8 protein-coding genes are annotated in these 15050 nt (G+C 70.2%); 1 reads left to right on the forward strand and 7 read right to left on the reverse strand.

Translation table 11 applies throughout. The features are described from left to right. Positions 1-48 precede the first annotated feature (48 nt). The 4 genes from MYMAC_RS24495 to MYMAC_RS24510 all read right to left on the reverse strand — a co-directional run bounded on the left by MYMAC_RS24495 (position 49) and on the right by MYMAC_RS24510 (position 10897). Positions 49-7872, reverse strand: a complete 7824-nt coding sequence (locus MYMAC_RS24495; RefSeq protein ID WP_170114764.1) for a CARDB domain-containing protein — start codon at positions 7870-7872, stop codon at positions 49-51. Between the two features lie 323 nt (positions 7873-8195). Then, the gene (locus MYMAC_RS24500) at positions 8196-8444 is read right to left on the reverse strand and encodes a zinc finger domain-containing protein (RefSeq protein ID WP_239988986.1); all 249 of its coding nucleotides are present in this window, start codon (positions 8442-8444) and stop codon (positions 8196-8198) included. 32 nt (positions 8445-8476) lie between these two features. After that, complete coding sequence (gene rtcA / locus MYMAC_RS24505; RefSeq protein ID WP_095959844.1) at positions 8477-9493, reverse strand: RNA 3'-terminal phosphate cyclase; 1017 nt, start codon at positions 9491-9493, stop codon at positions 8477-8479. 168 nt (positions 9494-9661) lie between these two features. Then, entirely contained in the window at positions 9662-10897 is a 1236-nt protein-coding gene (locus MYMAC_RS24510; RefSeq protein WP_095959845.1) for an RtcB family protein, read from the reverse strand. Between the two features lie 145 nt (positions 10898-11042). Between MYMAC_RS24510 and rtcR the strand changes: the two genes are divergently transcribed. Next, the gene (rtcR, locus tag MYMAC_RS24515) at positions 11043-12671 is read left to right on the forward strand and encodes an RNA repair transcriptional activator RtcR (RefSeq protein WP_095959846.1); all 1629 of its coding nucleotides are present in this window, start codon (positions 11043-11045) and stop codon (positions 12669-12671) included. Between the two features lie 7 nt (positions 12672-12678). Here the strand turns inward: rtcR and MYMAC_RS24520 are convergent, their stop codons facing one another. The 3 genes from MYMAC_RS24520 to MYMAC_RS37275 all read right to left on the reverse strand — a co-directional run bounded on the left by MYMAC_RS24520 (position 12679) and on the right by MYMAC_RS37275 (position 14966). Continuing rightward, positions 12679-14088, reverse strand: a complete 1410-nt coding sequence (locus MYMAC_RS24520) for a M24 family metallopeptidase (protein WP_095959847.1) — start codon at positions 14086-14088, stop codon at positions 12679-12681. 283 nt (positions 14089-14371) lie between these two features. Next, complete coding sequence (locus tag MYMAC_RS38415) at positions 14372-14497, reverse strand: hypothetical protein (RefSeq protein WP_275663009.1); 126 nt, start codon at positions 14495-14497, stop codon at positions 14372-14374. A 298-nt stretch (positions 14498-14795) separates the two neighbouring features. Next, positions 14796-14966 (reverse strand): hypothetical protein, encoded by a 171-nt coding sequence (locus MYMAC_RS37275; RefSeq protein WP_170114765.1) that lies wholly within the window; start codon positions 14964-14966, stop codon positions 14796-14798. Positions 14967-15050: the final 84 nt, after the last annotated feature.

The raw sequence follows: 15050 nt of genomic DNA on the forward strand, positions 1-15050 counted from the left end.
TAACAGCCACCGAGTCCGCTGCCCACAAGCCCCGCGCCCGGCACGGCCTCAGGGTGTCACGAGAATCCGGGCACCCACACGGCCGTCGTTGGCGGGATTCGCGTCCGGCGAATTGCCCATGCTCACGTCCGCCCCGACGAACCACACGTCGCCGCTGCTCACGCTGTTGGCTCGCGAGGACACCGACAGCGTCCGGCATTGGTTCCGGGAGAGCGTCACGCTCGTCTGGCCGACACGGACGTCTCCCGCCACGTCGAGGCGCTCGTCCCTGGACAGGTAGGCCTGGACGGTGGCGGCCCCCGACGACGTGCCGTGATTGCACACCGTCACCGACGTCGAATACGAGCCCCCCGTGCGGACGGTCGCGGGGCCGCTCACTGCGGTGACGGTGAAGTCGCCGCGGCCACCGACAACGAGCGGCACGGCGAATGAGAGCGCTCGCCGCAGCGCCTCCGCCATCGGTTCCTTCGGATGCCCCAGCCGCGCCACCAGCCGGTAGGCCCCTTCCAGCGGGACGGCCGCCGAGCCCGACAGCGTCACCGGCGCACACGCCCCCGTCGCCAGATTGGAGGGCGAGGCCCGGACCGGAAGCGTGGTGACGGGGAAGCCGTCCTCCGTCTCCAACGCGAGGTGAATGGGCATGCCCCACGACGTCGTGGGCCCCCGGTTGCACACGGTCGCCGTGGCGGTGAAGAACTCGTTCGGCCAGACAGCGGTGGGCGCCTGGAGCGCGGTGACGGCATGCCCCGTCACCCTGGTGACGAAGAACGCATCCCCGTGGCTCAGGTTGTTGGACTCCACGGTCTCCCGGACGGCGTTCACCCCATCCACCATGGCCCCCAGGCGCCAGTCGCCCTCGACCGGCGGCGTCATCAACTCCACGTGCAACGCATCGCACTCGCCCGGCGCCAGGGGGTACACGGACACGGAGGCCCCCTCCGAGGTGTCCGGTACGAACTCCCCGTCCTCCTCCCACATGGGGAAGACCGACAGGGAGGCACGCAAGGAGTATTCGTCGCCCCGGTTGCAGACCGTCACGACGGCGGGCAGCGGAGCGGAGGGCCAGGACACCGAGACGTCGGTCGTCACCGTCGTCACCACCAGGTCGGGACCTGAACCAATCCCCACCAGGGGACCGACAAGCCCGTTGTCGTCGACGTTCAGCTCGCCCCCTTGCGGCGCGACAAGCTCCACGCGCGCCTTCACATGGACCTCGCCCCCAAGCGCTTGGGAAGGAACCGTCCCAGTCACGGGGATGACGGCGCACCCCTTCGCCAGCCCGGCGAAGGACCTCATTCCGACCTGCGTGCCCGCGTCCGGGTCCAGGCCATCCTCCGACAGCAGGACCTGAACGCGCAGCTCGCTGGCGGTCACGCTGCCGGTATTGCAGACGGTGACCTCCGTGACGAACGTCTCGCTCGGGAAGAGCGCGTTCCGCTCCGGCGCGATGTGCGCCACCGAGAGCTCCGCATGATTTCCCACGCGCACCTCCGCGGCCTTGACGTTGTTGTCCAGGTAGGCCTCCGTCACCACGGCGTCAGGGTTCACCGAGGCTTCGAGCCGCCAGGCACGAGGCGCGACCGCGACCAGGCCCAAGGGCTCTTCCCACGCCACGCACTGCGCCGCTGCCAGGGCGGGAACGCTCCGGGACGCGACGCGCAATCCACCATCCGTCGTCGGACCAGCGGCTCGCAGTTGGAAGCGCACGCCGGTGGCCTGCGCGGGCGCGGTGCCCTGGTTGCAGACGGTGATTCGCACCGGCAGGGGCCCATTGCTCGTCTCCACTGGCGGCGCCGTCAACGCGGCGATGACGTAGTCCGGAACCTCGCCCACCACCAACGCGGACACCGGACTGCTGTTGTTGGCCTCGTCGTCTTCGGGCTGCGCCTCCAGCGGGTCGGCGATGGCCGCCACGTACCAGCGCCCCGGCTGCGGCACAGCCCCCTGCAGCGACAGCGACACACATTGTCCCGCCGGGAGGGACAGCCCTGCCCGCGAGTCCAGCACCGTGTCCGTTGGGTCGACGAGGGCGTCGGGGGACAGGTAGAGGGACACGGCGGCCTCCCCGCCCAGCCCGCCCCGATTGCAGACACGGACGGAGGCATTGAACGCCGCGTCCGGGAGCACGATGGAGGGCACCACCGCCGACTCCATGACGAAATCCGTCCCCGTGCTCTCCGCATACACCTGCAACGCGGGGCCCACGTTGTTCGTCTCGTCGATTTCGTAGGCCGCGCCTCCGGTGCTGGAAATCGCCGCCAGGAAGAAGGTGCCTGACGCCTGGAGGACCGCGGGGATGGCGTGCTCCGCGCATTGGCCGGGCGCCAGGGTGCCCAGGGAAGCCTCTCCGAGCAGCAGGTCCTCGGACGTCACCCGGGCGTCTCGCGAAGCGTGCAGCGCGACCCGCGCGGGCGCGGGGCCGAATCCTTCGTTGCACACCCGCACCGTTCCCGTGAAGGGCTGCCCCGGCTTCACCGTGGATGGCGCGCGCACGGCCTCCGTCACGAGGTCCGCGAGGTCAACCCTGACCGAGACAGGAAGGCTGGCGCGCTCGTTGTTGTGTTCGTTGAACTCCTGCACCACGCCGCTGGGGTCCACACTGGCGACCACGTACGTCGCCGGCCAGGCTGACTCGAAGCCACTCAGCGGCACGGAAACGGCCACGCGTTCGCACGCGCCAGCGGCCAGGGCCACGGAGGCCACGGTCGCGAACCGGAGGTCCTGCCACACTTCCGGCAGCCAGTTGACGCTGAACCCAAGCGCCGCGTTGCTGACGGACGTCGTGCCCTGGTTGCACACCGTCACGGTCACCGGCAATGGCTGGCCCTGAGGGGCCACTTCCGGTGCCGCCACTTCGGTGATGACCAGGTCCGGCCTGAAGCCGATGCCCACCAGACGCCCGACGCTGGTGTTGTTGACCGTGCTGGCCTCCTCTCCCCACAGCCGCGCATCCACCACGGCGCCGAGGTACCAGAGGCCCGCTTGGGAAGCGCGGGCCTGGACAGGGACCTCGACCAGGGAACACGCGCCCGGCGCAAGTCCCGTCACGAGCTCCGGTCCCCCTCCCAAGACATCCTGAATGGAGATGACCGCGTCCGGGGACAGGTGCAGCGAGAGCAACACGTTGCCCGTGGCCGTGCCCTGATTGCAGACCGTCACCTGGGCCGGGAATGTGTCGCCAATCAGCACGCTCGTGGGCGCCACCACCGAGGTGACGACGAAGTCGGGCAGCGAGGCGAAGCGCACGGGAACGCCGGCATGCGTGTTGTTCGTCTCCGACAACTCGGCCACCTGGGCGCTCCGGTCAACCAGCGCCCCCACGAACCACGACCCCGACCGCTGCGCATCACGGGGAACGGTGACCGGCAACGTGGCGCACTGCCCCTGCCCCAGGGCTCCGGTCGGCACGGGGCCGAGGTAGAGGTCCTCGACGGAGGGGCTTGAATCCCGGGACACGAACACCGTCATGTCCGACTGCCCCTCCGCGGTGCCCGGGTTGCACACCGTGACGTCCACCTGGAACGCATCAGCGGGGCGCACGGCCGTGGGCGCATGGACCGACGCGACGACGAAGTCCGGCAGGTGTCCGACGCGCACGGGAGCCACGGGCCCGGCGTTGTTGTCCGGAACCATGTCCGTCGAGCTGGAGATGGGCCCGACCTCGGATGACAGGAACCAGAGGCCCGCTTCCTGTCCCGCGGTCAGGGTGTTCTCCAGGGTCGCGCACCGCCCAGGGCTCAGCGGCGGCACCTGGTACTGCCACGCGGGCGCTCCACGTAAGGCCCCCGCTCCCACACGCGCGAAATATCCCGTGGCCCGTGCGTGGTCGCTGTCCCCGGTGCCCTGATTGCACACCAAGGCCGTCACCTGGAACGACGCGCCAGGGGCGACACCGGGCGGCGCGTCCACGCTTCGAATGACGAGGTCCGGGCCGGAGAGGATGCTCAACGGAACCACCGGGCTCACATTGTTCGTCTCCGAAAGCTCGGCCCGCGTCCGCCCTGCGTCAGCGATGGCTCCAATGTGGCGGACGACCCCCATCTGCACGAGTGGACTGGTGGCGAGCGAGACCTCCACCGAGGTGCAGTTCCCGACCCCCAGCGAGCCATAGCTCCAGGTCTGAAGTTGGGTGTCCTCGGGCGTGACGCGGTCGTCTGCCGACAGGTAGAAGGACACGTCCACGTCGCTCGCGACAGCGCCCACGTTGCACACCTCCACGACGGTGGGAAGCGCTGCCCCAGGCGCCACGCTCGGCGGCGCGGACAAGCGGGTGACCACGAAGTCGGGCAGTCCGCCAATGCCCACGGGCACGCCCACGCTCGCGTTGTTGTCCCTGCGCAGCTCGGACACCGCTCCGTACGAGTCCACCACCGCGCCCACGAACCAGGCGCCGTTCGAGGGCACCCAGAGGCTCGCCGGCACATCGGCCGTGGTGCACGTTCCGGCCGACAGCGGCCCCACCGGCACCGCGCTCAGCGGCATGTCCGCGGCGGTGATGGTCGCATCCTCGGACACGACGAGCGCCAACTCCACCTCGCCGGCCACCGTCCCCACGTTGCACACCTGGACGGCCGCGGTGACGACCTCCGCGGAACGGGCCAGCGCCCGCGGAAGCTGCACGCTGCCCACCGTGAAGTCCGGCAACGCGCCCACGCCCAGGTGCGCCGTTCGAACGTTGTCGTCTTCGCGAAGCTCCGCCGTGGCGCCGTCCGGGTTCGCCACCGCGCTCACGGTGTACCTGCCTTCAAAGGACACACCGGCCGAGGCCCGCATGTTCAGCGAGGTGCACTGCCCAGGCGACAGGGGCTCCGTCATCGCCTCGGCCAGGGTGTGCGCGGCCGGCGCGTAGAAGGGAGACCAGTCGCGGACCAGTCGCACGGCCGTGGCGCCCGCGGCGGTCCCCGCGTTGCACACCGTCGCCTTCGCGGTGAACGGCTGGTCCGGAAGCACCGAGGCAGGCACGTCGAGCGCGGTGACGGAGAAGTCAGGGACCTGGCCGACGCTCAAGGGGCGGGCATCGACGTTGTCGTCCCAGTGGAGCTCCGGCTCTCCCCCAATGGGGAACGCCACCGCGCCCCAATGCCAGCGGCCCTCCGGGAGCGTCCACGCAGGCTGGTAGAAGTTCACCGGGATGTGGACCACCTGGCATTGCCCAGGCGCGAGCACGTCGAAGTAGAGCCCTCCCTGTGGGGTGTCAACCACCGGGTCGATGACGGCGTCCGCCGACAGGTAGACACGCGCCTCGCCGGGCGCGGGCAGCGTCCCTGCGTTGCAGACACGCACCTGCGTGATGAAACGAACGTTGGCGGGCTGGATGGACGGCATCTCCACGATGTCGACCGTCAAGTCCGGGCCCGCGCCCACGGACAGGTGACCTCCCGCCAGCGCGTTGTTGTCCTCCCGGGGCTCCTGCGCGACATCCAGCGAGTCCACCAGGGCGCCCAGCACCCCCTGGGTGGGCGTGGAGGGCGCGGTGAGCGACACCTCCCGCGTGGCGCACTGCCCTCGCTCCAGGGTGCCCACCGGCATGCCGCCGAGCGGCAGCTCCGCCAGGGAGATGCGCGAGGTCCGGGACAACACGAGCACCACATCCGTCGAGCCCCGGGCGGCGCCCTGATTGCACACCGTCACCTTCGCCGTGAAGACAGCCCCCGGCGCCACCGCATTGGGAGCGGACACGGCCGTCACCGCGAAGTCGGCCACGCGCCCGAGCGAAACCTGTCCGCCCGCCAGGGTGTTGTTGTCCTCGCGCAGCTCGTTGTTCCAGTACGAGTCGGCATAGGGGTCCACGACGGCGCCGACGGTGAAGACGCCAGGCCACAGCGAGCCGGCGTGCGACGGCACCTTGAGGGCCACGCACTGCCCCGCCTGCACGAGCCCGGTCTCCGCCCATCCGGCGAAGAGGTCCCGGGTCGAGATTTCTTCATCCTGGGACAGGACGACCATGACGTCCGTGCTCGCATCCCGGAGCCCCTGGTTGCACACCGTCACGTCCGTGGAGAAGCCCTGTCCCGGGGAGACCCCCGCGGGGGCCACCACGGACGTCACCTTGAAGTCGGGCCGGTCCCCCACGCCCAGGGGCACCAACGGGGACGAGATGTCGTTGTCCTCGAACACATCGGACGTCCAGACCCGCGCATCCAGGAACAAGCCATACGGGCGTTCGAACAGGAGCTGCACCGGCACGTCACGCCGGACGCACGCGCCCGGCGCGATGGAGGGCAGGAACGGGAACGCGAGCGTTCCCGCCCACGGCCCGGTGCGCACCACCCGGTAGCGGATCTCCAGGTTACCGTCGGGAGACGACACGTTGCCCTGGTTGCACACCGTGACCCGGACCAGGAACTGGGAAAGGTCGTGGACGCTGGCAGGCGCCTCCAGGGACGTGACGGCGAGGTCATGGCCAAGCCCCATGAACACGCGCCTGCCAATGAACGTGTTGTTCGTCTCGTCCAGCTCCGCCCAGCGTTCTCCAACATCCGCGGAGGCCATCAGGTACCGCGCCCCGGAGAGGGGCTCGAGCGTGAAGATTGACACCGACTCCGTCGCGCACTGCCCGGGCGCCAGGAAGCCGAACCCCAGGCTGCCCGCGATCGGCTCGGGTAGAATCAGCTCTTCGTCCGACGACCAGTACAGGCCCACATCCACGGGCGCGCCCGCGGTCCCCTCGTTGCACACCGTCACGCGCGCCGTGCGGGGCTCCCACGGCGCGAGCGCACCAGGGGCTTCCATTGCAACGACACGGAAGTCCGGCGCCTCCCCCACCAGGAGCCGGGTCGAGGGTCCGACGTTGTTGTCCCAGAAGGCTTCTTCCACGCGCGCCCGATGCGCGTTCGCGACAGCGCTCACATACCAGGCTCCGCTGGCGACCCCGGGAACCGACGCCTCCACCCGCGCACGGGCACACTGCCCCGCTTCCAGAGGTGACACCAGCGCGTAGCCGATGCTGCGCTCCTCGGCCACGACGATGGGCTGGGCCGACAACAAGAGCGTCACCTCGAACCACGTCGGCGTGGGGCGAGTCCCCTGGTTGCACACCATGACCTCCGCCTGGAACGGCAGGGTGCCCGTCACGCTCGAAGGCACCTCCACCTGCGTGACGATGAGGTCCGGCTGATCCGCGTACGCCAGTTGCCCTCCCACCCAGAGGTTGTTGCCTGGAACGAGGTCGGCCGGCGCTCCGGGGTAGGCATCCACCAGCGCGCCCACGTGATAGCGCAGGGCCGGGCCCGGGGGCCTGACGTGAAGCTCCAGGTCCTGGCAGGCGTTCGGATCGAGGAAGAAGCCGTCCGTCCAGGTCTCGACCCTGTCATCCGCTGTGACGACGGCATCCGCGGAAAGCAGGAGGTCGATGGCTCCATTGGCGGCCAGGGTGCCGCGGTTGCACACCGTTGCCGTCGCCACGATGGGCCGCTGCAAGTCGTCGACGACGGCCGGCGCGCGCAGGGCGGTGATGACGAAGTCGGGTCCACGCCCGACACCCAGGGTTCCGCCCTGGAACTGGTTGTTCGCCTCGTCGGACTCCTCCACCTGCCCGTCCGCGTCCACGACGGCGGCGACGAAGTGCGCGCCCGCGAGCGCCGCGTCCACCCTCACCCAGCCTTGGACGAGCTCGCAGGCAGAAGCCTCCAGCCCATCCACGGCGCGGAGAAACAACGTGGGGTCCGTGGACGTGAAGTCACGGTCCTGGGAGAGCCGGACCTCCGCGACGAAGGGGCCTGCCGAAAATGGCATGCGGTTGCACACCTCGACGGCGACATGGAAGTCGTCCCCGACGCGGGCCGCGGGCTGCAGCGACAACCGGCGCACCATCAGGTCGGGCAGCGTCCCCGGCACACGCTGCGTCAGCGCCTCTTGCGGTCCCGGGAGCATCCGCTCAACAGACGCCTCCTGTGGACCACACGCGCTCAGCGACACCTGCAGCGCAAGTCCCAACACCCACGCAAACCTTGACGGCATTACGCCCCCTCCACGTCCGAGGCGGACCTCGATGACTGCGACCAGCGCCCCTGACGGCTCGGACAGCGGTTTAGCAAACCTCCCCGACGCCTGAGGAGACGGCGCAGGACGAATGCGCGCGCGGGCCAGGACAGAGCGCGGGTGTCACGCGACACCCGCGTCTGACAATTCCACGACTCCCGAGAGGGCTGTCTGGAGTTACGGGGTTCGAACCCCGTCGAAGCGACCGTCGCGGCTCAAAGCAATGTGGATTGCGCGGGGACTTCGGGCGCGCTCGTCAGGGGCTGGCAGGAGGCACACCAGTACGTGTTCCGGGCACCGATGCGTTGGTGGGAGACCGGCGTGGTGCAGCGCGGGCACGGCGCTCCGGCGCGGCCGAACACGGTGCGCCGGTGCTTCGCCAGGCCCTGGACGCCGAAGAGATCTCGCTGGGTGCCTCGCATGCGGAGCCCTTCGTCGAGCACCGCCTGGATGGCGCGGTCCAACCGGACCACCTCTTCGGCCGTGAGGGACGACGCTACGCGCGGACCGCCACCTCGCGGACGTCGCGAGACACCTCCCGAACCTCCACCTTCACGTCGAGGAACTTCGCGATGGTGTGAAGCTGCGTCTCGGCGTGCCCGTCCAGCGGCAGCGTCCGGAACGCGCCCTCCTTCGCCAGCGCCAGGAGGAGCAGCAACTGGTCACACAGGTGCTCGCCCACCGGCACGTCCGCTTCCAGGTAGCGCTTCACCTCGGCCGCGAGCGCCTCGGCCACGGACTCCGCCCGCTTCCCGCGTTCACCAAAGCCGGTGAAGACCTCCGTGACGTGCTCGCTCTCCACCTCGGCGACCAGCACGTTGCCGGGGCCCAGCGGACGCTTCAGCTCCTCCGTCCGGAGCTCATCGGGCCGCCACTTCAGCGCGGCCCCCGCCGTGCCCAGCTCGCGCTGCGCCACGTCGAACGGAATCATCGCGATGACGGCCTTCAAGTCCCTGCGGAGCACCCGGCCGCGCTCCAGCAGGTGCAGCGGCTTCAGCGGCGCGGGGCGCACGTCCACCCGGAACCGCCCGCCCCCGGCCGGAAAGAAGCCGGCCCGCTCCAGCGTCGCCTCCACCGAAGGCCCCATGCGGCGGACCAGCGGCAGGTAGGCCCGCTGGAGGAAGTCGAACGGCGGCGCCAGCGGGTTGTGCGTCCCCCCTTCCAGCATCAGCGTGGAAGGCCCCTCCGCCAGGAGCAGGGCCGGCAGCACCGTCTGGAGCACCAGCGTCGCGCTGCCCGCGGTCCCCACCGCGAAGTGGTAGTTCCCGGCGGCCAGGGCGCGCGGGTGGAACGTCAGCTCGCGCGAGCCGAGCTCCGCGCCAGACACCTCCGCGGCCCCCACCGCCTCCGCGGCCTTCACCGACGTGAGGTGCTGACGCAGCAGGCCCGGCTTCTTCCGGCCCGCGCGGATGTTCTGGATGGTGAACGGCTGCCCCGTCACCAACGACAGCGCCAGCGAGGTGCGCAGCACCTGTCCTCCGCCTTCGCCCAACGAACCATCGATGCGCACCATGGCGTCCTCCTCTTGCTGCCCGGCACTCACGAGCCACCCGCCACGCACTGACACGGCCGGGAAAATAGCGACGCCCGCGTCCCCATCCTGGCGACCTTTCGGTCTCTTGGGGAGCGCGGGCGTCTCGGTGTCTTCATCCCGGCATGGTCACCTCTCGGGCTCGGTTCGCTACCCCTTCACGCACACGACCTGCTTCAGGGTGTGGACCACCTCCACCAGGTCCGCCTGCGCCGCCATCACCGCGTCGATGGGCTTGTACGCAGCCGGCGTCTCGTCGATGACGTCCACGTCCTTGCGGCACTCCACGCCCGCGGTCGCCTTCACGTGGTCCTCCACCGTGAAGCGCCGCTTCGCCGCCTCACGCGACATCACCCGGCCCGCGCCGTGGCTGCAGGAGTGGAAGCTGTCCGCATTCCCCTTCCCGCGGACGATGTACGAACGCGCCCCCATGCTCCCGGGGATGATGCCCAGGTCGCCCTCACGCGCCCGCACCGCGCCCTTGCGCGTCACGAAGCAGTTCTTTCCGAAGTGGTGCTCACGCGAGATGTAGTTGTGATGGCAGTTCACCGCCGCGTCCTTCAGCTCGAACGGAGGCAGCTCGCCGCTCGACTGCAGCGCCTCCACCGCCTCCTGCAGCATGAGGGCCCGGTTCGTGGCGGCGAACTCCTGCGCCCAGCTCACCGCGAAGACGTAGTCCTCGAAGTGCTCCGTCCCTTCCGCCAGGTACGCCAGGTCCCCGTCCGGCAGGTTGATGAACCAGCGGCGCATGTCCTCCTTCGCCAGCTCGATGAAGTAGCTCCCGATGCGGTTCCCCACCCCACGCGAACCAGAGTGCAACATCAGCCACACGCCATCCGACTCATCGAGGCACAGCTCGATGAAGTGGTTCCCCGTCCCCAGCGTTCCCAGGTGCGCCAGCTCCGGCCCACGGCCGATGCGCGGGTGCTTCGCGGCGATGCGGTCATACCCCTCCACCAGCCGCGCCCACGCCTGCTGGTGCCGCGCCGGCGCCACACGCCACGCCCCCACGTCCTTGCGGCCACCGTTGTCCGAGCGGCCGTGCGGCACCGCCCGCTCAATCGCCGAGCGCACCCCACGCAGCGAGTCCGGGAGCTGGTCCGCGCGCAGCGTCGTGCGGACGGCGATCATCCCGCAGCCGATGTCCACCCCCACCGCCGCCGGCACCACCGCTCCCACCGTGGGGACCACGCTCCCCACCGTCGCGCCGTAACCGCGGTGCACGTCCGGCATCACCGCGACCCACTTGTGGATGAAGGGGAGGCCGCGCAGGTTGCGGAGCTGCTTCTTCGCCTCGTCCTCGAACGGAACCCCCACCGTCCACGCCTTGATGGGGCGGCCCGCCTCGTCCGACAGCACCTCGTGGTTCCCGTTGTCGCGGCTCATCGTCTCCACCTTTCCGTCGTCCGCCGGGCGCTGGGTCCCGGTCACGCTGGAGGGCTAGAGCAGCCGGCGTGCCAACCCCGCTCCCGAGGGAGGCCCTCCAGGCGAGGTGGCATGTCCTATCTCTTGGGATAAAGTCCCTATCTCTATGGCGAAACCACGCGCGCGCAAGACGGTGGTCCTGGGGATGCTCGGGACGACGCTGGACAACGGTCAGGGGCCGCAGCGCTGGACGCGGTGGCGGCCCACGGTGGCGCTGTGCCAGCAGGAGGACCTGCTGGTGCACCGGCTGGAGCTGCTGCACCCGCCGAACGCGGCGGCGCTCGTGGCCACGCTGGAGCAGGACATCCAGCAGGTGTCACCGGAGACGGAGGTGCGGGCCACGCCCCTGGACCTCCGGAACCCGTGGGACCTGGAGGAGACCTACGGCGCGCTGCTCGACTACGTGCGCGGCTACGCCTTCAACCCCGAGGCGGAGGACTACCTGGTCCACATCACCACGGGCACGCACATCGCGCAGATCTGCATGTTCCTGCTGGTGGAGAGCCGGCTCATCCCCGGCAGGCTGGTGCAGGTGTCACCCGACCCCAGGGACCGCGCGGGCGCGGGCACGCACACGCTCATCGACCTGGACCTGTCGCGGTACGACACGCTGGCGGCGCGCTTCCGGCAGGAGCAGCGTGAAGGCCTGGCCTTCCTCAAGTCCGGCATCGACACCCGCAACGCCGCGTTCAACCGCCTCATCGAGCGCATCGAACAGGTGGCCGTCCAGTCCCGGGCGCCCCTGCTCATCACCGGGCCCACGGGGGCGGGCAAGTCGCAGCTCGCGCGCCGCATCTACGCCCTGAAGAAGGCCCGGCGCGGCGTGGCGGGCCCCTTCGTGGACCTCAACTGCGCCACGCTCCGGGGCGACGGCGCCATGTCCGCCCTCTTCGGTCACGTGAAGGGCGCCTTCACGGGCGCGCTGAGCGACAGGCCCGGCCTGCTGCGGCAGGCGAATGGCGGGGTGCTGTTCCTGGATGAAATTGGTGAGCTGGGCGCGGACGAGCAGGCCATGCTGCTGCGCGCGCTGGAGGACAAGCGCTTCCTGCCCGTGGGCGCGGACCGCGAGGTGGAGAGCGACTTCCAGCTCATCGCCGGCACCAACCGCGACCTCCAGGTGGAGGTCGAACGCGGGCGCTTCCGCGAGGACCTGCTCGCGCGCATCAACCTGTGGACCTTCCGGCTCCCCGCGCTGCGCGAGCGCCCGGAGGACATCGCCCCCAACCTGCGCTTCGAACTGGACCAGTCCTCCGAGGCCGTGGGCACGCGCGTCACCATGAACAAGGAGGCCCAGGCGCGCTTCCTCGGCTTCGCCACGTCTCCCGAGGCGCGGTGGTCCGGCAACTTCCGAGACCTCAACGCCGCGGTGCTGCGCATGGCCACGCTGGCGGCCGGCGGACGGATTACCCGGGACGTGGTGGACGAGGAGCTCGAACGGCTGCGCGACCAGTGGCGCCCCTCCGGCGCGAAGGCCGCCACGGCGACTGCGGACCTGGTCGCGGAGCTGCTGGGAGAGCGTCTCGCCAGCGAGCTGGACCGCTTCGACCGGGTCCAGCTCGCGGACGTGCTGAGCGTCTGCCGGGCGTCACGCTCGCTGTCGGACGCCGGGCGTGTGCTGTTCGCCCAGTCACGCGCCCAGAAGAAGAGCGTCAACGACGCGGACCGGCTGAAGAAGTACCTGGCCCGCTTCGGCCTCACCTGGGCGGACCTCAGCGGGCAAGGCGCCGCGCCTTGAGCCCGCGCTAGAGCATGGGCATGCCGCGCGTCGTCACGCCCTTGCCTCCGCTCGTGCTTCCGCCGCCCTCCCCGCCGCGGCCGAGGAGGTAGAACGACTCCTGCCGGGACACGAAGAACTTCCAGCCCTCCTCGGTGAGGTAGGCCGGGTCCTCCTGCATCACGAAGACCTTCTGCCCGTCCCACTCCGGCACGGGCGTGGCGGTGTTCAGCTCGATGGCGATGTACGAGCCCTTGCGCAGCGTCTTGGAGTCCTCCTGCCGGCTCGCCGAACGGAAGTCGATGCTGGCGCCCAGCGCGTGGCCCTGGTTGCCCAGGGGGTGGCTGTACACCATGGCCTCGATGCCCTTCTCCTTCATCTCCGCCATCGTCTGCGTGTACACCTGCGCGGACGTGCGGCCCGGCCGCGAGGCGCGCAGCATCAGCGCGTCCTGGAGCTCCAGGGTGTTGGCCAGCGCCCGCTTGAGGCCCTCGGGCGCGTCCGTCTCTCCCTCGCGCAGCACGTAGGCCATCTTCTGCCAGTCGGAGTTCAGCCCCATGTAGGTGATGCCGAAGTCCACGTGCAGCAGGTCGCCCCGGAGGATGACGACGTCCTCCTTCGCCGGGGCCAGGAAGCCGCGCGAGGCGGCGCCGTCCGTGCCCTTGCGCTGCACGCGCAGGTCCGGCTGGAACCAGGTGTCCACGCCCAGCTCCCAGAGCCTGTCATAGAGGAAGCGGCGCACGTCGCCGACGGTCGTCTTGCCCGGCACCACCACCGCCGGGGAGAAGGCCTCCTTCACCACCGCCTCCGTCAGCATCACCAGCCGCTGGTAGTGCTGGAACTCCTCCGGGAGGCGCGTGTCCAGGTACTCCTCGATGAGCGGCGCGGCGCTGACGAAGCGGGGCTCCGCCTCCGCGCCCAGGGCCTCCACCAGGAAGGCGTAGCTGTCCCGCGTCAGGCTGCGCGTCACCCCGCGCTTGCCGCCAATGCCCAGCGCAATCGTCCGGGGCTGGTAGCGCGTGTTCAGGTCCGCCAGCACCTCCCGCGGCTTGCGGCCTTCGGCGGGCAGCTCGAAGAAGCGCGCGAGCGTGGCCTCCGAGTAGCCGGTGAGCGCGACGCGCTTGAGGCCCTCGGCCCCCGCGTCGACGAAGACGAAGATGTCCCGGTTGCCCGCGTAGGGGCGCGGCGGCGCGACGAACTGGGTGAGCGGGTCGTCGTGGAACTCCTCGTTGACCACGACCCACATGCCCACGCCATGGCGGCGCATCATGTCCAGGAGCATGGCGTGGCGCTTCTCCAGCCAGGACTCGCGCTCGGCGATCTGCTCCGACCAGGACATGAGGCGCGGCGGCGTGTCGTCAGCGGCGCCCTTTCGCCCCGTGGTGGCACAGGCGGCCAGCAGCAACAGCGGCAAGGCCGCCCACTTCACGGACTTCATGCGAGGACTCCCATCGAAGAAGGAGGCCCCACCCTATATCTCATGACCGCCAGGGGGCCTCCGCCTCCAGAGCCCTTGGACTCTCTGGAGGCGGAGGGCCTGGGGCGCGCCCCCTCCCCTCACCCTGGAATTCCGCGCTCCAGCGCCTCTCCGGATGGACGCGTCCTCGACGTCCGCGTCACGTGGTCGTCGGCCCCCCGGTCCCGACGCGGCCACCCTTCAAGACGACGGCTGTCCCCCGACGCCGTCTGCTGGAGCGGGGTTTCCTCCCCCCGCGCCGAACTCAGAAGCTGGCGATCTGGAACTCGAAGTCGCTCTGGTCGAACGACTCCACGTCCAGCCCCCCCAGGTCCTCCGCGTCCCCCCCGCTGCCACTACTCCCCTTCGCGCGTCCCCCGAGCCGCCCCACGTCCCCTGACGAGTGCCCTCGTCCGACCGGGCGCCCCAGCCCCCGCCCATCGCCCCACGCCCCTCTTCAGGCGCCCAGATACCGCTCGCATCCCCACGGCCTCGCGCGTCACCACGAAACATCCGTCCCCCCGTTTCAGGGGCTCGCGACCAACGCCCCCTCAATCTCAGATACGGACCCAGCCCTTTTTCTTGTGCATTCTGTTCAAAAAAATCCGGGGCGCCCCCGAGCGGGAGCGCCCCGTGAAACCTGTATCGCCCGCGCGATTCAGGACAAACCAGGAATCTGTCACCTGGGTTCAGCCGGCATCGCTTGGTTCATCCGGCTGGGACGCCGTCATCACGGACATCTTCGCCGAGAACGGCGGGTGTGCCGTGAGCCCCGGCGTGGGCTCCGGCGGCGGATCATGCGGATTGATGCTGACCACGGCCCCGTCGCGCGCTGGCTTCTTCGCGAGCTTCTTCCCCATCGCATCCCCCTCTGCGCGGCACCGGCGGCGTCCGGCGGCATGCCGGCATCCCCGCCTCCGCATCGGTACTACGCGGCGAGTCGG

The sequence above is a fragment of the Corallococcus macrosporus DSM 14697 genome, assembly GCF_002305895.1.
GTDB classification, from domain to species: Bacteria; Myxococcota; Myxococcia; order Myxococcales; family Myxococcaceae; genus Myxococcus; species Myxococcus macrosporus.

What these genes read in the sequence shown, in the direction of transcription:
- MYMAC_RS24520 (WP_095959847.1), bottom strand. Translation starts at nt 14,088, where the DNA reads ATGAAGTCCGTGAAGTGGGCGGCCTTGCCGCTGTTGCTGCTGGCCGCC.
- rtcR (WP_095959846.1), top strand. Translation starts at nt 11,043, where the DNA reads ATGGCGAAACCACGCGCGCGCAAGACGGTGGTCCTGGGGATGCTCGGG.
- MYMAC_RS37275 (WP_170114765.1), bottom strand. Translation starts at nt 14,966, where the DNA reads ATGGGGAAGAAGCTCGCGAAGAAGCCAGCGCGCGACGGGGCCGTGGTC.
- MYMAC_RS24510 (WP_095959845.1), bottom strand. Translation starts at nt 10,897, where the DNA reads ATGAGCCGCGACAACGGGAACCACGAGGTGCTGTCGGACGAGGCGGGC.
- MYMAC_RS24495 (WP_170114764.1), bottom strand. Translation starts at nt 7,872, where the DNA reads ATGCTCCCGGGACCGCAAGAGGCGCTGACGCAGCGTGTGCCGGGGACG.
- rtcA (WP_095959844.1), bottom strand. Translation starts at nt 9,493, where the DNA reads ATGGTGCGCATCGATGGTTCGTTGGGCGAAGGCGGAGGACAGGTGCTG.